At 35.3% G+C, this 18,953-nt stretch carries 20 protein-coding genes; 18 read left to right on the top strand and 2 right to left on the bottom strand.

The features are described 5' to 3' along the window. Positions 1-31: 31 nt before the first annotated feature. Genes N2Z58_08260 through fliQ form a run of 11 tightly spaced genes read left to right on the top strand, consistent with a single transcriptional unit; the run spans position 32 to position 9,853 of the window. Positions 32-1,678, top strand: a complete 1,647-nt coding sequence (locus N2Z58_08260) for a GGDEF domain-containing protein (GenBank protein MCX7654652.1) — start codon at positions 32-34, stop codon at positions 1,676-1,678. Continuing rightward, the gene (gene truA / locus N2Z58_08255) at positions 1,675-2,418 is read left to right on the top strand and encodes a tRNA pseudouridine(38-40) synthase TruA (protein MCX7654651.1); all 744 of its coding nucleotides are present in this window, start codon (positions 1,675-1,677) and stop codon (positions 2,416-2,418) included. Before N2Z58_08260 ends, truA begins: the two co-directional genes overlap by 4 nt. Continuing rightward, positions 2,415-3,473 carry a hypothetical protein gene (locus N2Z58_08250; GenBank protein MCX7654650.1) on the top strand — a complete coding sequence of 353 codons (1,059 nt, stop codon included), beginning with the start codon at positions 2,415-2,417 and terminating at the stop codon, positions 3,471-3,473. The genes truA and N2Z58_08250 overlap by 4 nt, the downstream gene beginning before the upstream one ends. Then, on the top strand, positions 3,437-4,231 hold the full coding sequence (locus N2Z58_08245) for a TlyA family RNA methyltransferase (protein MCX7654649.1): 795 nt from the start codon (positions 3,437-3,439) through the stop codon (positions 4,229-4,231). The genes N2Z58_08250 and N2Z58_08245 overlap by 37 nt, the downstream gene beginning before the upstream one ends. Further along, positions 4,228-5,616: a hypothetical protein gene (locus N2Z58_08240; protein ID MCX7654648.1), complete on the top strand. Its 1,389-nt coding sequence runs from the start codon at positions 4,228-4,230 to the stop codon at positions 5,614-5,616. The genes N2Z58_08245 and N2Z58_08240 overlap by 4 nt, the downstream gene beginning before the upstream one ends. 14 nt (positions 5,617-5,630) lie before the next feature. Then, positions 5,631-7,652 (top strand): chemotaxis protein CheA, encoded by a 2,022-nt coding sequence (locus N2Z58_08235; protein ID MCX7654647.1) that lies wholly within the window; start codon positions 5,631-5,633, stop codon positions 7,650-7,652. Positions 7,653-7,662: 10 nt separating this feature from the next. Further along, positions 7,663-8,106, top strand: coding sequence for a chemotaxis protein CheW (locus N2Z58_08230; protein ID MCX7654646.1), 444 nt, complete (start codon positions 7,663-7,665; stop codon positions 8,104-8,106). Between the two features lies 1 nt (position 8,107). After that, positions 8,108-8,467, top strand: coding sequence for a chemotaxis protein CheY (gene cheY / locus N2Z58_08225; protein ID MCX7654645.1), 360 nt, complete (start codon positions 8,108-8,110; stop codon positions 8,465-8,467). An 8-nt stretch (positions 8,468-8,475) separates the two neighbouring features. Beyond that, positions 8,476-8,808: a flagellar biosynthetic protein FliO gene (locus tag N2Z58_08220; protein MCX7654644.1), complete on the top strand. Its 333-nt coding sequence runs from the start codon at positions 8,476-8,478 to the stop codon at positions 8,806-8,808. Continuing rightward, complete coding sequence (gene fliP / locus N2Z58_08215; GenBank protein ID MCX7654643.1) at positions 8,805-9,560, top strand: flagellar type III secretion system pore protein FliP; 756 nt, start codon at positions 8,805-8,807, stop codon at positions 9,558-9,560. The genes N2Z58_08220 and fliP overlap by 4 nt, the downstream gene beginning before the upstream one ends. A 26-nt stretch (positions 9,561-9,586) precedes the next feature. Next, positions 9,587-9,853 (top strand): flagellar biosynthesis protein FliQ, encoded by a 267-nt coding sequence (gene fliQ / locus N2Z58_08210; GenBank protein MCX7654642.1) that lies wholly within the window; start codon positions 9,587-9,589, stop codon positions 9,851-9,853. Here the strand turns inward: fliQ and tmk are convergent. Next, the gene (tmk, locus tag N2Z58_08205; protein ID MCX7654641.1) at positions 9,850-10,467 is read right to left on the bottom strand and encodes a dTMP kinase; all 618 of its coding nucleotides are present in this window, start codon (positions 10,465-10,467) and stop codon (positions 9,850-9,852) included. The two genes, fliQ and tmk, sit on opposite strands and share 4 nt — an antisense overlap. A 114-nt stretch (positions 10,468-10,581) precedes the next feature. On the opposite strand from tmk, the gene N2Z58_08200 reads away from it, so the two are divergent. From N2Z58_08200 to N2Z58_08170, 7 genes are read left to right on the top strand one after another with little or no spacing between them, the layout of a single operon-like run. Then, on the top strand, positions 10,582-12,027 hold the full coding sequence (locus N2Z58_08200; GenBank protein ID MCX7654640.1) for an NAD(P)/FAD-dependent oxidoreductase: 1,446 nt from the start codon (positions 10,582-10,584) through the stop codon (positions 12,025-12,027). Next, positions 12,024-13,262: an NAD(P)/FAD-dependent oxidoreductase gene (locus tag N2Z58_08195; GenBank protein ID MCX7654639.1), complete on the top strand. Its 1,239-nt coding sequence runs from the start codon at positions 12,024-12,026 to the stop codon at positions 13,260-13,262. The genes N2Z58_08200 and N2Z58_08195 overlap by 4 nt, the downstream gene beginning before the upstream one ends. Then, complete coding sequence (locus tag N2Z58_08190; protein MCX7654638.1) at positions 13,259-13,633, top strand: DUF1667 domain-containing protein; 375 nt, start codon at positions 13,259-13,261, stop codon at positions 13,631-13,633. The genes N2Z58_08195 and N2Z58_08190 overlap by 4 nt, the downstream gene beginning before the upstream one ends. Further along, a complete protein-coding gene (locus N2Z58_08185; GenBank protein MCX7654637.1) occupies positions 13,596-14,015 on the top strand; it encodes a ribonuclease III in 420 nt (139 codons plus the stop codon). The genes N2Z58_08190 and N2Z58_08185 overlap by 38 nt, the downstream gene beginning before the upstream one ends. Further along, entirely contained in the window at positions 14,000-15,721 is a 1,722-nt protein-coding gene (locus N2Z58_08180) for a hypothetical protein (GenBank protein MCX7654636.1), read from the top strand. The genes N2Z58_08185 and N2Z58_08180 overlap by 16 nt, the downstream gene beginning before the upstream one ends. A 7-nt stretch (positions 15,722-15,728) precedes the next feature. Continuing rightward, complete coding sequence (hflK, locus tag N2Z58_08175) at positions 15,729-16,649, top strand: FtsH protease activity modulator HflK (protein MCX7654635.1); 921 nt, start codon at positions 15,729-15,731, stop codon at positions 16,647-16,649. Beyond that, a complete protein-coding gene (locus N2Z58_08170) occupies positions 16,646-17,494 on the top strand; it encodes a protease modulator HflC (GenBank protein ID MCX7654634.1) in 849 nt (282 codons plus the stop codon). Before hflK ends, N2Z58_08170 begins: the two co-directional genes overlap by 4 nt. Before the next feature lie 1,190 nt (positions 17,495-18,684). Here the strand turns inward: N2Z58_08170 and N2Z58_08165 are convergent. Next, positions 18,685-18,953, bottom strand: a 269-nt coding sequence (locus tag N2Z58_08165) for a PD-(D/E)XK nuclease domain-containing protein (protein MCX7654633.1), incomplete at its 5' end; no start/stop codon positions are given.

Below are 18,953 nucleotides of genomic sequence, written 5' to 3'. Positions count from 1 at the left end.
TTACTATAACTCTACATTGGGGGGAAGGATGTTGACTAAAAATGAATGGATATTTGTACTAACAACTATTTTTATCGGAATTGCTGCTTTGTTAATGTCTCAACCACTTGTAGTCATTACTGATGTTCCTTTAATGTTGCTATCTTTAGCTTTAATATTCTTTGCTCAGTCAGTGCAAATAACAATCGGTGGATTGGTTCTCAATTTAAAAAGTTTTGTGTTACTTTATCTTCTTCTGTATTTGACACCGGAAAGTTTGCTTGTGTTAAGCTTACTCACCTTACTGATTTACTTAAATAACATTAGAACGTTTTTGTTCAGGGGCTCTTTTGAATTCCTACAAATAGCTGTAGGGACACTTTTGGTAAGATTTGCTATGATCGATCACCTTAGAATATTATTTTTCTCCATTGGATACTTTTTTGTCAATTTTATCTTAACAGCATTGTACGTGAAGGTTCTTGCAAAAACTGATTTAAGAAAATACTTACGAGCCATTGCGATAATACTTATTTTATCTATATATAGTTCGTTTATACTGACAATGTTTTACTTATTTCCCGAGGCCAGATTGCCTCAACTACTTTTTTCAACACTTGTTTACGCTGGTTTTATCATACATCTTTATTACACAGTTAATGCTGAAATATGGCATGAAGAACTTGAACTTGAAAAACAGCAAATTATCAGGGAAATACAAAATATTATGAAGCTACCAGAGGTATTGGATAACATTTCAGAGAAACCTATAGAAACCGTTCTCGAGAAGGTGCTTGATATATCTTGTCAAATAGTAGGTTTTGAGTATGCTTTACTTAGCATTTTCGACTTCCGAAGTGGAAAGGTCATTAGGTTAGCGAAGTCGGGAATAAGTGATGAAGAATTTGTTAAGCTAAAGGAGAAAAAACCTGAAATAAAAGAAACATTTGTATTCATGCAACAAAGATTTGATATAGGAGGGGCATATTTCATACCAAAAGGTAGTGTTGACTTAAATAAAACTTTTACATACAGACCATTTGAATATGTTAAACTGGAATCAGAAAATGCGTGGGATCCAGACGATCTTTTTATAGTACCGATAAATTACGAAGGAAGAATAATTGGGTACGTTAGTTATGACAAACCCAAGAATTTACTGAGACCTTCTAAAAGGGAAGTAGAATTTGCAAGATTTTTCTCTTGGCAAATATCGAAGATTCTTGCTGAAAGCAAATATTCGTTATTTTTCGCAAGTGAGTACGAGAAAAAGCAACCTTATTCTATATTGATGGAAGAGATCTCAAAGAACATAGAGTTGAAAAAGAATTTCATACTACTTTATATTGATATCGATCATTTTGAGAAAGTTAACATGCTGTTTGGTTTCCACACAGGAGATGAGATACTTAAAACACTCGGTGAAATAACAACCGAGGAAGTTAAGAACCTTGGCGTATTTTCGCAAGTAGGTGATGAAGAGATAATACTTCTTTGGAGCAAAAGTAAATCTGATGGAGTCTTGCTCGCAGAGCGAATCATAGAGGAAATGAAGGTAAGGTACAATATGATAAGTATAAGTGCCAGTGTTGTTAAATATCCCACTGATGCGCAAACATTTGATGAATTAATCGAAAAGTGTAGAACAGGTCTCGTTACGGCAAAAAAATCCGGAGGTGGGCGCATTATAAGTTTATGAAAAGAGTTGCAATAGAATTTTCATACGACGGATCTGAATTTTTTGGATATCAGATACAAAACGATGTACGAACTGTACAGGGCGAACTCGAAAAGGCACTTGAACGTATATTTAAAGTGCACATTGATACGTTGGCAGCAGGCAGAACAGATACAGGTGTTCACGCGAATGGACAGGTAGCCGCCTTTGATTGTCCTAACGATAAGCTAACTGAAGTTGATATTCGCAACGCGTTGAATGCAAATTTACCTTCTGATATATACGTTAAAAGAGCTTGGTTTACAGAACCGAATTTTAACCCGAGGCATCATGCCAAACGCAGGATATATCATTATTACATTTGCAACTCGAAAATGAAAGATTTGTTTTTAAGGAAGTACGTATGGTGGTTCCCTTATCATCTTGATATACAAAAAATGCGCGAAGCTGCAAAATATTTAATAGGCGAACACGATTTTGTTGCATTTAGTAAGAAAGGAGAGGATAAAAAGACTGTAAGAACGATAAACAATATAAGAATTGTGCAATTGAGAAAAGGACTAATACTTATAAGGGTTGAAGGTATTTCTTTCCTTCGAGGTATGGTAAGAAATATAGTTGCAAATCTTGTACGTGTAGGCACAAATCTTTGGGAACCGCAAACTGTACAGGAGGTGTTAGAATCAAAAGACAGATCAAAATCAGCTGGTTTAGCACCTGCGCATGGATTGTTCTTGTACAAAGTTTTATTTTTTCAATGAACATTAATGCTTCTACATTGTATAAAAATCTAATTCCAGAAATAAACGATAAAGAAATACAAACCTATATTGACAAATCATCTCAGTGGCCTATCATATTTGTAGAATTCAGAAATGTTCACAATGTGCTTAAAAAATACATATCTTGCCAATTAGTCACCTTGGGGGTCTTACCGATAGACGTGAATATTTTAAAAACATCCTCCATTGAAAATATCAAACTTGGTAGTGATATAATTATATTCGAGAGCACAGATGACTATTTGAATATAGCTTTCAAAGAAAACGAGTACACAATCCCTAAGGGTGTTATCTTGGATGAACCTAGTAACATGATGAAAGTACTTTCAGAAATATTTGGTGATTTTGGAAAAAACCCGGTAAACGATGCAAGGGAAATAAAAAGTATAATCCACAATAAAAAAATGAACAAAGTGTATTTAAGCAAATTTATTGGGGAACCTTACATTGTTTTGTATGACAATATAGATTTTGAGAATGAGCAGCGTTCATTAGACTCAATAAGTTTAAAAAATGATAAAATAGTTTTTGTATGGGATAACTATGTTCTATATGCTGATGGCAGTGTATCAGATCTTTCATTCACATGGAAAATGAAAGTTTCAAATACTCCGTTAGATTACATATTTTCTGGAAACAGGCTTTTTTTACTTGATGTTACTGGGCAACTCGTTGTGCTGAATTTAAAAACCCGGCGGTTTGTTTTCAATAAAGTTTTTGAAGGTTCTTACATGATAAAACTGGAACCAAACAACATGCTCATTGTGTACAGCACAAATGGGCGATATATTATAATAAACGAAAAAGAAACGAATTTCGATAGCAAGCAGGTGGAAGAACAAAGAAGTAAAGGTATGTTTCCAATAGTGTATCCATCTATTTTAAATTTGTACGTTACTCCTTTTGGATATTTTTATGAAGATATATTTATAGGTCAACAAATTAAATTTACTTATATAAAAGATAAAATAGCGTATGTGGTTACGGAAGTGGGAACTTGGAAGATAAATATATCAGATTGGATCAACTTTTAGTCTTGAAAGGCCTTGTTGAGAGCCGTACAAAAGCGCAGTTGTTAATACAAGCAGGTTCTGTTGCCGTGAACAACGTAGTTGTCACCAAGCCTTCTAAGCGATTTTTTTACAAAGATAAAATTGAACTTATCGATGGTGTAAAGTACGTAAGTAGAGCGGGTTACAAACTTGAAGGATTCATGAAAGAGCGCAAAGTAGATATATTCGGAAAAATAGCTTGCGATATAGGAAGTTCCACAGGAGGTTTTGTTGATTACCTGCTCCAAAATGGTATAAGAAAAGTTTACGCAGTAGATGTAAATACTGATCAGTTGCACCCAAAGATTGCCATGGATGAAAGAGTGGTCAAGATAGAAAAAAATGCACGGTTACTAACGTATGATGATATAAAAGATCAGCTTGATATAATAACCGTTGATGTTTCCTTCATATCCTTGGAAAAACTATTACCGGCATTGGAAAAGTTGTGTTTAGAGAAAACCAAGTTAATAGCCCTTATAAAGCCACAATTTGAAACAAATAAAACAAGGAATGGTATCGTAACAAATAAAAAAGTGCATTTTGAAGTGCTTGATAAAGTTCTCAAATCTTTTGCTGAATGCAACTTTTATACGGAATATCTAACATTTTCCAAGTTGCCAGGCTCGGATGGTAATATTGAATTTTTTGCTTTATTCTCAAAAAAAATAACTGAAAAAAACTATACAGAAACTGATATAATAAAAATTGTGGACACAGCTTGGGAGGCACTTAGATGAAAAAAATGTTGATCGTTACAATGTTATTTTTGCTATTTTTAAACTTATTCGCAGCATCTGATATTTTTAACTTTGTTCATAAAGATTACGATTTTGTTTTACGAATATCGAAAGGCGGAAGCTGGTACGACGAGGTTAAAAAAGTGCCGTTTTTTGCATTCATGTTGGATAGGAAAGGGTTGGGATTTGAAGATTCTTTTTCAAGAGTTTTAGAAGATATGAGATATAAAACAGGGGTTTTACCTGATGTTGTTCGAGATGCAATGTCAAATGACGTTCTGTTCGCTTCCAAAGGAATAGAGATCGACATATCTAATTTTGTATCTTTTGACATAAACTACTATCTGGAGTTCATAAGAAATATTGCAACAAACAGCTTTATCGTTTTCGAAACAAAATACCCAACTCAGTTGCCCAAAGCACTTTCATATCTTTTAGGTGTTAATTTTAAAGTATTCTCCCAGAATATGTATTTGTTTGGAGATACACTTTACGCATCAGTAAACGGTAAGTATTTTATTATTGCAGGAAGCAAGCAAGCTCTGGAGTTAGCGCTTAAAACATTTCAGACACCAGAAATGCAATTGGCAAGAATTTTCAAAGAATTTGATAGACTCAAAGCGGGAACGTTTTTTATCAGTGGGTTTTCTAAACCAAATACTTTAAAGATAAATTTACCGGGTGGAATAAAAATAGATGATTCTGATTCTGAGTATTTGCTTTTCACTTCTGTGATTTCAGCCGGAATGTTTAACTTCACTATAGAGCAAAAAAATAAGAAACAAAACAACACTTCCAAAGTGAGTGACAACATTGGTACTTTACCATTAAGTTGGAATTACTATATTTGCGTTCCCTCAAAGAACACAACTGCTTTAATAAACTCAATCGAGGTTTGGTTTTCCGGTGTAACATCTGATTTGACTAGACTAACTGAATTTCTTAAGTACATTGCCTTGTCGTCAACCAATGTTTACGTTGTTGGTAGGTTCGAGTCAGGGGAACTTGTATTCATATTTGACAACTTTACAGGAAAGGATCTTGAACTTAACATTGCAAAGTTGGGACCAAAGTATGATTCGCAAAAGCAAGAGTGGCTCCTTAATTTTCAGAATTCAAAATTTTACATATATAAAAGTGGGAATAGGTTAATAGCTTCAACTATCGATAAGTCAAAATTCGAGCAGTACGAAAGATTAAACAAGCGTTTGAAGGATCTGCCGATATACTTTGATTTCTCAAAAATATCGACTTACGATATGAAGCTTTTCATGGATATCGGTGATATAATAAAAACAACCACAGGTTTTAATGTTATTTCAAAACTTTTGTTCTGGCAGTACTCAATCGGTTATTTAAGTTATTATAAATTTATCATCTCCTGAAGGGAGGGAGTTAAATGGGTGAGTTCAACGAATATCTTAGTGTTTTCATCGATGAGACAAAAGAGTACATTCAGCTGTTAAATGACTCGTTATTGGAACTCGAGAAAAATCCATCCGATGTTGAGCAGATCAACCGTGCGTTCCGTGCTTTGCACACATTAAAAGGTATGGCAGGTACTATGGGATTTGAGTTGTTAGCGAAGCTGTGTCACAGAATGGAAAATTATTTGGATGCTGCAAGAGCTGGAAATATATCAATAAGTAGCGATGAACTTGACTATCTTTTCGCGGGGCTTGATTATATTGAGAAGATGTTGAACAACATTGTTAACACTGGGTCAGATGAAATTGATGAAGATGTTACTGGACTTGTTGAAATATTTGAAAGGATTGCAAGTGGCGAGAAAGTTGCCAAAATTAAAGAATCAGTACAGGGAAAAGAAAAGGAAAAGGCTGTAACTTCTGCTGAAGTTGGACCGGCTATTAAGTTAAATGAAAGTTTTACTCAGGAAGTTATAAATGATGTACTTTCTGAGGCTGCCAAGAAAGGTATACCTGCCTATCACATAGTAGTTAACCTTCAAGAAGGTACACAATTAAAGTCTGCAAGGATGTACATGGTATTCCATACACTTGAGGAGATAGGTGTTGACATAATACACTCTATACCTTCTGTTGAAGATATTGAAAATGAAAAATTTGACTTGACTGTTGAACTCATAGGAATTGGCAAGGTATCACAAGAAAAGATTTACGACAAGATCATGGGTATATCAGAGATAAAGAATGTAATAGTTAAACCTGTAAAGCTTGAAAGAGAAAAAGTGAATGAAGAGGAAAGAAAAGAAACTGAAAAGGAAAAAAGTACTGAAGAACAAAAAAGGGTAAAAGTAACCCAGACGGTGAGAGTTGATATAGAGAAACTTGATAATTTAATGAATCTTATGGGAGAATTGGTAATAGCTAGAAGTAGAATAGCAGATATACTTAAAAAGTACAATATCAAGGAAGTTGATGAATCACTTGCTCAACTGAGTCGTATAACGCTTGATCTGCAAAATGTTGTTATGAAAGTTAGAATGGTTCCTATTGAATTTGTGTTCAACCGATTCCCAAGGATGGTTAGAGATTTGTCAAAGAATCTTGGAAAAGAGATTAATTTCATCATGGAGGGTGAGGAGACAGAGCTTGATAGAACATTTGTAGAAGTAATAGGTGATCCATTAGTTCATCTAATTAGAAATGCCATAGACCACGGTATAGAAACAAAAGAAGAGAGAATCGCTCATGGAAAACCACCAATAGGAACTGTTAAGTTGTCTGCAAGGCACGAAGGAAATAACGTAGTCATAGAAGTAGAAGATGATGGACGCGGAATGAGTAGAGAAAAAATATTGAGAAAAGCAATTGAAAGAGGTTTAATAACTGAGGAAAAAGCTGCGGGCCTACCTGATGAAAGAATATTTGAATTCATATTCCTACCTGGGTTCTCAACGAAAGAGCAGGTAAGTGAACTTTCAGGTAGGGGCGTTGGAATGGATGTTGTAAAAAACACGGTAGAAGCTCTCAACGGTACCGTATCAATTGAAAGTAAAATTGGTAAAGGAACAAAGGTTACCATCAGACTTCCATTGACACTTGCCATAATACAGGCTTTGCTTGTAAAAGTAAATAATTACGTTTATGCTATACCCATTTCAATAATCGATAGTACGTTGATAATAACTACAGAAGAAATAAAAGTTGTCCAAAACGAGGAAGTTATTGTTATACGAGGAGAGGTAATACCTATAGTAAAACTTTGGGAAGTATTTGGTATGGAACATGAAGTTAGTCCAAAGGAAATGAACGTAGTTGTAGTGAAAGCTGGTACACGAAAGTATGGATTAGCTGTTGATACATTAATAGGGCAAGAAGATATTGTTATAAAATCGCTTGGAAAAATCTTCAGCGATGTTAAAATATTTAGTGGAGGAGCAACACTTGGTGATGGAAGCATAGCTTTAATCCTTGATGTTTCAAATATTGTTGAGTGAGGTGAGTAAGATGGATGAGATTAAAGAATTCGAAGTACTTGTTTTCAAAGCACTGAACCAAGAGATGGCAATAGATGTTGAGATGGTCGAGATCGTCATAGACAAAACTGAGATAACACCTGTACCTCGTGCCAGAAAAATAATAGAAGGTGTTATAAACTTGCGTGGTAAAATAATTCCGGTCATAAGCCTTGCTATGTTGTTGGCAGGTGTCGAGTCTAAAAATTATAAAAAGATAATAATTACAAAAGTAGAAGATATAGAATTTGGTCTCATGGTTGATGAAGTGGTTGGGGTTTTGAGAACGAATACTTCGGAACTTGAAACAAATCTTGGGAAGATGAATACGTACGGGAAAAAAGCAAGAGGATTGATCAAGAAAGGTGCAAGACTAATAGTTTATCTTAATTTGGAAGAAATAGTTAAAGAAATTATTGGTTCGGAGGTGGCATAAAATGGCGAAAGTCTTAGTTGTTGATGATGCAGCATTTATGAGGATGATGCTGAAAGATATCCTTACAAAAGCAGGGCATGAAGTTGTTGGAGAAGCTGCAAACGGTGTAGAAGCGGTAGAAAAATATAAAGAACTCAAACCGGACGTTGTTACAATGGATATAACTATGCCTGAAATGAATGGAATCGATGCAATTAAAGAGATCAAGAAATTCGATCCTAACGCCACGGTAATTGTCTGCAGTGCTATGGGTCAACAAGCGATGGTTATAGAGGCTATACAAGCTGGTGCGAAAGATTTTATAGTAAAGCCATTCCAAGCGTCACGTGTAGTCGAAGCGGTACAAAAAGTTCTTAAGTAATTTAGAACTTGACTGAGGAGTGGGATAAAATAAAGGAATTTATAAGTTTCTTCATAGGGCTTTTGATTTTTACTGCTTTGATGTTAGTTACATACTGGCTTGTAAAAAGAAAGCTCCCCAATTTAGTTGGGGGGCGTTTTGCTAGGGTTATAAGTAAAGTTTATTTAGATAGGAATACATACCTTGCCTTAGTAAGAATATTCAAAGAATATTATGTTTTACTCATATCACCTGGAAAAGCACAAATTATAAAAAAACTTGACACCATAGAAGAAGGTGAAATTGAACAACAAGAAGATTTTAAAAATATCCTTCACAAATACGTTGGTGATAAAAAGTGAAAAGATTCGTAATTTTTGCGTTAATAATTCTATTATCTTCAACGCTTTTTCCTCAAGAAGAAGCACCAATTCCTGGAATTAGTATACAAGTCACACCAACACAACAGCCCAGAGATCTTGTAGCTACACTTGAAATACTATTAGTTTTAACTGTACTAACCTTAGCTCCAAGTATATTAATACTCTTTACTTCTTTCACCAGGATAATAATTGTGTTCTCGTTTGTAAGAAACGCACTTGGAACACGCCAGGTCCCACCGAACCAGGTACTTATAGGGTTGGCTTTGATATTGACTTTCTTCATAATGCAACCGACATGGAATGAAATAAACAACACAGCTTTACAACCATATATGGATGGTAAGATAACATATCAAGATTTTTTTTCAAGGACCATGGGAAGTGTTAGGAAATTTATGATAAACGAATTGGTTAACCACCATAACGAGGATAACGTGTTTACAATCGCAGCAGCACTGAAGCAAAACGTGAGAAAAATAGAGGAAGCTTCAGATTCTTTACTTACAGCTGCATTCGTCTTAGGTGAAGTGGAGATTGGATTTAAAATGGGGATATTAATCTATATACCGTTCATTGTAATCGATATGGTTGTTGCAAGTATATTACTTTCCTTAGGTATGATAATGATACCACCAGTACTTGTGTCGTTACCATTCAAAATACTTGTTTTTGTTTTAGCAAATGGCTGGGAATCGATAATTGTAAGCCTTGTCAAAAGTTTTGCTCAATAATCAAAAAATTCTTAGAGGTGCATTATATGACACTAGAAGTTTTCATAGATGTAACGAAGCATGCTATTCAGTTGTTACTCATTCTAATAACACCTCCATTGCTTGTAAGCTTGGTGGTTGGTATTTTGATTAGCATCTTCCAAGCTGCCACTCAAATCCATGAGCAAACTCTTACGTTTGCTCCAAGAATCATCGTAGTTTTTTTGACTCTTATGCTTTTATTCGGATGGATGATTGAAAGCATGTTAGAATTTATGAAAGATATAATTGAAAAATATATAAGTATGATTTAACAATTCAGAAGTTCCATTTTTTTGTAAAAATTCTCAAAACTATTTACTATGTCCCTATGGATACTCTCTGGATCACGCTCGCCATTGATAATTACAAAGTGTGCTTCCTTTTTTGCCAGTTCAATGTAGCAGTCTCTTATTTTTTCCCAAAAATCTCTTTCCTCTCTTTCTATTCGATCTTTTTGTGTATTTTTTATTCTACTCATCGCGATGTCAACACTTACATCTATGAAAAAAACAATATCTGGATATACTTTATCTGTTGCGAAGTCGTTGAGCAACTGTACAGTATCTATTCCAAGTTCTCTTCCACATCCTTGATAAGCTAAACTCGAGTGGGCAAATCTATCAGCTACAACAACTTTTTTATTTCTCAAGGCTGGTTTTATAATTTCCTCAACAAGCTGTGCTCTTGAAGCAAGAAAAAGTAATAACTCACTTCTTGCGCACATTTGTTGATTTATTAACAGTTGTCTGATTTTCTCTCCAAGCTCTGTTCCGCCAGGTTCTCTTACTTTTACAAAATCCAGATTCTTAGATTTTAAGTATTCAGTAAAAAGCTCTACCTGAGTGCTTTTCCCACAACCATCTATACCTTCAAAGGATACAAACATCCGTTCTCCTCCCATTAATAATTTGCTTGCTTAGAAAATATTTTATCATGTGATACAATATAATAAAAGAAGCTAAATTAGCTATTCTTTGTCTATCTGGGAGGGATTAATTACATGAAAATTGGGATTATTGGTTCAGGAGTAGTTGGGGCATTGATAGCCCGTGAATTATCGCGTTATGATGTTGAAGTTTTGATCTTCGAAAAAAACAGTGACGTAGGGATGGGAATCACAAAAGCTAATTCGGCAATAATTCATGCGGGATATGATGACGAGCCTGGAACAGTGAGGGCAAAATTTTGCGTACCTGGCAACAGGATGTACACGGATCTTGCAAAAGAATTGCAGATTGATTTAAAAAGAATTGGTTCTCTTGTTTTAGCATTCAAAGAGGAGGAAGTGAGAATTCTTGAAACTTTGTATAAACGTGGAGAAGAAAATGGTGTTGAAGGTCTTGAAATATGGGACAGAGACAAAGTACTTTCCCATGAACCAAACGTAAACCCCGAGGTTATAGCTGCTCTCTGGGCTCCAACAGCAGGTATCACTGAGCCTTGGATGGTCTCAATAGCAGCTGTCGAAAATGCAGTAGAAAACGGTGCCAAGCTCTATCTTGAAACCGAAGTTGTTGGTATAAAAACAACAAGTGGAAGGATAGAAAAATTGATAACAAATAAAGGAGAGTTTGACGTTGATGTTATCATAAATGCTGCTGGTATATACGCTGACGAGATCGCAAAAATGGCTCAAGCTACGTACGTTCCACTTCATCCAAGAAAAGGTGAATATATACTCCTAGACAAGCAAGAGTTTAGTGGATTTGTTAAAAGTATTCTCTTCCCAACACCATCTGTACTCGGTAAAGGTACTCTTGTAACTCCTACGGTGGATGGAGGGATACTTGTTGGTCCAACAGCTGTTGATCTTCCACCGGAACGTGAATTTAGAGAAGATACATCAACAACCTTCGAGGGATTCGAATCACTTATGTCTAAGGCGCTTAAAATGACTCCGCTTATAGATTTTCGTACATCAATTAAGACATTCGCAGGTCTTAGACCGGAAAGCCCACAAAAAGACTTTTTCATTGGTAGAACAAATATTGTTGGATTCTTCAATGCAATGGCGATGCGCTCACCTGGTTTAACAGCAGCTCCAGCGATAGCAAAGTTCATGGTAGAGGAGATACAAGAAGTGCTTGGTGAAACATTTATTGCAAAACAAGATTTTAAATCAACCAGAGAAAGAATAAAACATTATGCGGATTTACCAACAATATTATGGGACGAAGAAATTAAAAAAGATCCACTCGCCGGTAAAATGATCTGCTTTTGTAACAAAGTAACTGAACGCGAAATCATACAAGCAATAAGAAAGGGTGCAAAAACAGTTGATAGCATAAAGTTTAGGACGAGAGCGATGTTTGGTAGTTGTCAAGGTGGCTTTTGTATGCATCGAATTATGAAAATCCTTGCAAGAGAGCTTAATGTTGATCTATCTGAAATAAGACTTAGAAGCGAAAAAAGTGTTATCTTAAACGGGAAGGTGAGAGGGTTATGAAAGAACAAACTGTTGACGTACTCGTTATAGGTGCCGGCGCCGCTGGACTTGGTGCTGCAATTGGTGCTGCCCGAGAAGGTGTTAATGAAGTGGTCATAGTAGAACGAGACGAACGAAGTGGAGGAATTTTGAATCAATGCATACACAACGGTTTTGGACTCCATTATTTCAGAGAAGAATTAACAGGACCAGAATATGCTGAAAGAGTTAAGAATATAGTTAAACAATATCCAAACGTAATCGTAAAAGTGGAACAATACGTTCATCAAATTGATTACAGGAGGAAAGAAGTTGTCGTCGTTTCAACAGAAGGTGTAACGATTTACAAACCCAAAACCCTTGTAGTCGCCACAGGAGCTAGAGAAAGACCCATGGGTGGTATATTAGTTCCGGGTACACGTCCAGCTGGTGTCTTCACCGCAGGTGTAGCACAGCGGTTTGTTAACTTAGAAAATAGACTCCCCGGTAAAAAAGCTATAATAGTAGGTTCAGGAGATATAGGACTTATCATGGCAAGAAGATTAACGTTAGAAGGTGTAGAAGTTGTAGCTGTCGTAGAACGGATGCCTTATCCTGGAGGACTTGAACGGAATATTAGACAATGTCTCAAAGATTTTAATATTCCACTTTACTTAAGTCATACAGTGGTTGGCATATACGGCAAGGAACGTCTTGAAAAAGTTATCATCGCTCAATTAGATGAAAATTTCAAACCTATACCAGGTACTGAAAAAACTTTTAATGTAGATACACTAGTTCTTTCAGTTGGTCTAATACCACAAAGTACACTCTTCAAGGATTTCTTAAAAATTGATCCTTGGACAAAAGGAATAGTAACGTCAAGTTCGGGTAGAACCTCTTTAAATTGGATATTTGCTGCAGGTAATTGCACAGTTATATATGATTTAGTTGACTGGGTTACCGAAGAAGGTGCCATCGCTGGTAAGTTTGCAGCTATGTATGTAAAGAATAACTGGGAAGCAGCCAAATTCACTGTTGAAAAAGGACAGAACGTTGGAATATTATTTCCAACATGGTATGAGGAAGGAACAAACTTGAATCTGTATCTTAGAGTAAAAAAACCTTTGGAGATTGGAACAATCAGAGTCAAACAAAGAAACAACCTACTCTACAACAAAAAGCATGCAAATTTAATGCCAAGTGAGATGATAAACATCAAAATTCCCGAGTCAAGAATTGGAACAGGAGACATTACTGTGGAGGTGGTAGAATGAAAAAAGATGAAATGGTATGTATAATGTGTCCACTTGGATGCAGATTAATTGTTACCCTTGAAAATGATGGTGAAATAATTGTTACAGGTAACAAATGTCCCCGTGGAATAGAGTATGGACGACAAGAAATGACTGAACCCCTAAGAATACTCACATCAAGTATACTTGTGCGCAATGGGGATATTCCATTGGTTTCAGTAAAAACCTCAAAACCTATTCCGCGTAGACTTTTGGCTGACATTATGAAAATTTTGAAAAGTACAGTTGTTGAAGCACCCGTAAGTTCTGGAGATGTGTTAATAAAAAACGTGCTTGACACGGGAGCTGATATAATTGCAACAAGAAATGTTGAAAGAATCAAAATCGCTTGAAATATTTCCAGAACCAAGCGTTAATCCAAACGAAATGTCCACCGATTCACTGGCATATATAGGCGATGCAGTTTTCAATTTATACGCAAAGTTACATATTCTTACGGATACAAAAGTAACTGAACTGCACAAGATGGCAAACAAATATGTTTCACGTGAAGGACAAAGTAAAATATTGAAAACAATATTGCCTTTACTGAACGAAAAAGAGCAAGGAATTGTTCGTAGAGGGATCAACAGTAAAGGTGCAAAGAAACACGGTAATGATTTGCGGTACAAAGAAAGTACTGGATTTGAGGCGCTTGTAGGATATCTTTACCTTGTAGACAAGGTGAGACTTTCTTACCTTTTAAAGGAGGGACTTAAATGGGACGAAGTGTAATCATTGATGGATCAATTGTATACACAGATTCAAGTGAAATCCTTAGTAATTCTGGTTTCGAAAATTTGTTACAAGAATATATCGATCTTCTTAAAGAGCGTAACAGTCCTTTGTTGAGAACTCTCGAAGCGTTTAGAGTTGGGAACGATTACAATATAAGGCATTTTACAGAATACCTTCATTTGTTAACCTTAAGAGATATAAAAGAAATAACGACGATAATTAACTACGTTAATCCTGATGATTTGGCAAAATTCATCGAATCCTTCTATTCCTTCTGGAGGAACAAACACAGATTTATGATAAAGAAAGAGAAATATACAGTTGATAACGCAAGAAAAACAAGCATTGTGTTCACAGCTACGATGATAGCTGAGGAATTTAAAAACCTTGTGAGAAACTTATACAGAACTATAATGAAAAATATCTCGCCGGATAGTACAAACATAATTCGTCAGTTACCAAGTGGTGCACAAGTAACATTTCTTGTTGATAACGTTGACTGCACTGACGAGCGATTGTGCAATCTTTCAGGTATTCCGGTTGTATGGGGAGCTATATTTGATCCACCTGTTATTTTCTATACGCGCTCCAATAAAAGAAAGGGCGTATTACCAGTAGTAGAAAAGAAAGTGATTGATAATTTGGTGTTACCAAACAAAGATAAAGATTGGTTTCTCTTTCCTATCTTTGTTGGCGAACTGCTCATGTATATATACGTTCAAAAGGAGTATTTGTCACATGCAGCAGGTCTTGGAAATCTGTTCCAATTTGCCGATATTACAGAAATGAAAAGTAAAATAGTGTCAGGTGTATTAATTTTTGGACTACCAATAGAAAATATTCCAGATTATGAAGAACGGTGGAAAAATGGCGTTATCTTCAAAGATGGTGAGTTGTACATCGGAGTAATACCTGCACTTGATGAAAACGATTACTTTGGTTACATGAAAAAAACTACACTTACCATACACAACCTGATACGTATAGACCAAGGAAAATTGCCAATACATGGCTCAATGGCAAGAATCGTTTTAAAAAACGGCAAGAGTGCAGTTGCGATGTTTGTAGGTGACAGTGGTGCGGGTAAAAGCGAAACCTTAGATGCATTAAACAGATTGGAAGAAGTGGCATACGTTGATGTTATAATAGACGACATGGGAACACTTGACATATTGAACGGCAAAGTGGTAGCTTACGGCACTGAGACAGGGGCATTTGTAAGATTAGATGACTTACCACCAGGCTATGCCTACTATACTATGGATAGAAGTATCTTTATGAATCCAGACAAGATAAACGCAAGGGTTATTGTTCCATTTAACAATTACAAAGAGATAGTGAAACCAACACCTATAGATTTCTTCCTGTACGCAAATAATTATACAGAAGTAAAAGATGATAATGAACGGATAGTACTCTTTGATGAATTAGAGGAAGCCTTAGAAGTATTCTCAGCTGGTAAACGTATGTCGAAAGGTACAACTTCAGAGGAAGGACTCACAGAAAGTTACTTTGCCAATCCATTTGGAGCAGTTCAAAGAAAAGAAAAACATCATGAAATAGCACAAATATTCTTAAAAAGAATGTTTGAGACAGGAGTAAGAGTTGGTGAAATTAGAACAATGCTCGGAGTTGAAGGATATGAAAAGGAAGGAACTTATCTTGCAGCAAAGACTTTGTACAAAATAATTGAGAGGATGTGAGAACTATATGAAAAAAGGAGTAATTTTATTTTCAATAATAGTTATTCTCTTGTTAATTTACTTAGGTACTGGAATCTTCCAAGTAAATCCTTCTGAAGTTGCATTAATAAAAACATTTGGTAAATTCACGTCAACAGTCGGACCAGGTATCCATATGCATGCCCCTGTTCCGTTTCAGACACATGTGATTGTTGATGTACAAAGTATAAGAAAGGAAGAAATAGGTTTTAAAACGGTTGATGACAGGAAATATGAGGCAAAAGAATTGGAAGCGTTAATGCTTACAGGTGATGGTAACATAGTAAGTGTTGAAGCTGTTGTGTCGTATAAAGTCTCTGACCCCGTAAAATTTGCATTTAGGATAAAGGATCCGAGTAATCTTGTAAAATTTGTTACTGAATCCGCTTTACGAGACAGAATTTCAAAACGAACAGTTGATGAAATCCTCACCCAAGAACGTGAAAAAGTTGCAGATGAGGTCTTATTGATTGTCCAAGACTTGCTTGATAAATACCAAGCCGGAATAAAAATAGTCAATGTCTTACTTCAAGAAGTAGTGCCTCCAGCAGAAGTTGTATCTGCTTTTGATGACGTAAACAATGCAAAACAAGACAAAGAACGTTACATAAATGAAGCTAATAAATATGCAAACGACCTTATACCAAAAATAGAAGGAGAGGCTTTGAAAATAATCTTAGAAGCTGAGTCATACGCGCAGCAACAAGTGTTAAAAGCCAAAGGAGAAACTCAGAGATATTTAGCACTTCTTGAGGAATACCAAAAATCTCCACGTGTAACAGAAACACGACTAAAACTTGCTACTTTACAAGAAGTTCTTGCAAAGACAAAAAAGATTATCATGCTCGATGATTCGCAGAAAATTAACCTACTTTCTTTGGACAAATTACTCGGTGGTGATGAAAAATGACGAGAAAATTAGTAGTAATAAGCGTGATAGTTTTAAGTGTCCTACTTATAATATTCATTTCCCTATCTGTTGTAATTGTTGATGAAACACAGTATGCTGTAATACTTAGATTTGGGGAAATAAAACAGGTAATAGACAAACCAGGTTTGAACTTCAAAACACCTTTTGTAGACAACGTAGTAAAGTTTGATAAAAGGTATTCCATATACGATAATCCTCCGGAACGAGTGATAACTAAGGATAAAAAGACCCTTGTGGTTGATTCGTTCATAATATGGAAAATTTCTAATCCAAAGTTATTTCTTGAAAGCATGAGAACTGAAAATCTTGCATTGTCACGACTTGATGACATAGTTTATTCTGGTTTGAGAAACACTCTCGCAAAGTTGGATATGGATACAATTGTTACACAAGAAAGGGCTTTCCTTAAGGAGGTACTCGAGTTCTCTATAAACAACGTGAAAGAATTTGGTATAGAGATAATGGATGTAAGGGTCAAACGAACAGATCTTCCACTTGAAAATAGGAATGCCGTTTTTGAAAGAATGAAATCTGAAAGACAGAGCATAGCTGCACTCATAAGGGCAGAAGGTGAAAAAGAAGCACAAAGAATAAAGTCAGAGGCAGATAAAAAGGCTGCTATTATAAAAGCAGAGGCACTTAGCAGAGCAGAATACATAAAAGGTACGGGGGATGCAAGTGCGACAAAAATTTATGCAGAAGCTTACGAAAAAGATGAAAAGTTTTACAAACTCTGGAAAATTTTGGAAAGCTACAAGGAAATAATTCCTGGTAGTACGATTATCATAGGTAAAGACATGGAGATATTACAGTATATGAAATAAAATAAATACCATGCAATATTTATTCATAAAAAACTGCAAAATTTTCTCGAATATGCGTTAAGTTTTGGATAGTAACCTAGCATTAATTCATAGAAATGTGAGACTTTTGTTTTATTAACAAAATCTACTGGAACATTCCTTCAATCAATAGAAGCACCATTTGTGCAAGTATAAATATCGGAGAATTTCCGTTCTAAATTCATTACTTGCAAAACAGAAAGTATTCTGTTTACGGTAATTTTGATGAATATTCGTTTTTTCCTCGGGGTTTGTAGCAATGATAAAAATAGCAAACAGTTTTTAATATTTTAGATTACTATAAAGAGCTAAGAAATTTCAAAAGCAAGAGAAATTAGACAAACTTCTTATCAAACTATAGAAAATTGAAAACAAACTTAATCTCAGTGAAGAGAAACTAAAAAAACTGAAAGAAAAATTGGGAATCTCGGGTTTTAAAGAGAAAGTAGACAATAAGAGGAAAAACAATGTAGAATTTGTGTTTATTACATGCAATGTTCAAAAAGATAGATACAAAGCGGTCAAATTAAAACTTGAACACAACACAAAGAAAATACCTCGGCAATTTTGTAACATCTTTGAGTTTTTTAACTATCAAAAGCGCAAAGTTGAAACACAAAACTACGTGAAGGGCTAAAGAATTTGTAAAAGTGGTTTGTGCAAAAAAGCTTTATAATACTACAAGTCCAAGAAAACGTTGTAAAAAAGTATAAAAGATCTAACAAGTACTAACTGCAATATAATAAGCAAAGTTTGCAGACATAGGAAAGGAAATTTTCTAAAAGACAAAAATACAGAGACTTTTCCGACTTGGTACCCAACTGTAAAGAAAATTAAGAAAAGATCGAGTAACTGTTTTTGAGTTTATACAGAAATGGCTAAAATGAACAAATCAACGACAAAAACACGTATCAAATCCGTTAGCCAATAATATATCTTGCAAATACAATTACTTCCTAATCGTTTAATTTTTAAGATTGAAGTCTTTTCCTTTGTTTCTTGAGTTTTAAGCGTTTACGAATATGGCAACATAACAGTTATATGGTTTTCCGCATCGCTTGTTCGCACAAGCTTTCTGTGGAACACTTCACCTGTTCTATCCTAAAATTTACATTATCGTATTCCTTCTCCAGAGAAGCTTAAAATAGGGTAAAACTTGTCTGTTCATTACTTTAAACTACCACCTCATATTCCCATTCCGATATGTTCCTCTTACTACTGTCTATATTCACTCCTATCAAATAGCATTTCCTACCTGCAAAGCCTTCATAATACCTTCTTTCTTTTATCTGCTCAACTGCTTCTTTTGCACTTCTGTCTACCTTCAACTCTATTATATACACCACTCCATTGTTCTCTATCAGTATGTCTATTATTCCCCCCGCTACCTCTACTTCTATCTCATGATATATCCCACTACCCATCAGTATCCCACTTATTA

Source organism: Fervidobacterium sp., from assembly GCA_026419195.1.
GTDB lineage: Bacteria > Thermotogota > Thermotogae > Thermotogales > Fervidobacteriaceae > Fervidobacterium.
This window is presented reverse-complemented; position numbering and strand designations above follow the sequence as displayed.

Bases quoted from the DNA above. Each gene is read 5' to 3' on its own strand.
- truA (MCX7654651.1), top strand. From the start codon at position 1,675: ATGAAAAGAGTTGCAATAGAATTTTCATACGACGGATCTGAATTTTTT.
- N2Z58_08250 (MCX7654650.1), top strand. From the start codon at position 2,415: ATGAACATTAATGCTTCTACATTGTATAAAAATCTAATTCCAGAAATA.
- N2Z58_08240 (MCX7654648.1), top strand. From the start codon at position 4,228: ATGAAAAAAATGTTGATCGTTACAATGTTATTTTTGCTATTTTTAAAC.
- N2Z58_08235 (MCX7654647.1), top strand. From the start codon at position 5,631: ATGGGTGAGTTCAACGAATATCTTAGTGTTTTCATCGATGAGACAAAA.
- N2Z58_08230 (MCX7654646.1), top strand. From the start codon at position 7,663: ATGGATGAGATTAAAGAATTCGAAGTACTTGTTTTCAAAGCACTGAAC.
- cheY (MCX7654645.1), top strand. From the start codon at position 8,108: ATGGCGAAAGTCTTAGTTGTTGATGATGCAGCATTTATGAGGATGATG.
- fliQ (MCX7654642.1), top strand. From the start codon at position 9,587: ATGACACTAGAAGTTTTCATAGATGTAACGAAGCATGCTATTCAGTTG.
- tmk (MCX7654641.1), bottom strand. From the start codon at position 10,467: ATGTTTGTATCCTTTGAAGGTATAGATGGTTGTGGGAAAAGCACTCAG.
- N2Z58_08200 (MCX7654640.1), top strand. From the start codon at position 10,582: ATGAAAATTGGGATTATTGGTTCAGGAGTAGTTGGGGCATTGATAGCC.
- N2Z58_08195 (MCX7654639.1), top strand. From the start codon at position 12,024: ATGAAAGAACAAACTGTTGACGTACTCGTTATAGGTGCCGGCGCCGCT.
- N2Z58_08190 (MCX7654638.1), top strand. From the start codon at position 13,259: ATGAAAAAAGATGAAATGGTATGTATAATGTGTCCACTTGGATGCAGA.
- N2Z58_08180 (MCX7654636.1), top strand. From the start codon at position 14,000: ATGGGACGAAGTGTAATCATTGATGGATCAATTGTATACACAGATTCA.
- hflK (MCX7654635.1), top strand. From the start codon at position 15,729: ATGAAAAAAGGAGTAATTTTATTTTCAATAATAGTTATTCTCTTGTTA.
- N2Z58_08170 (MCX7654634.1), top strand. From the start codon at position 16,646: ATGACGAGAAAATTAGTAGTAATAAGCGTGATAGTTTTAAGTGTCCTA.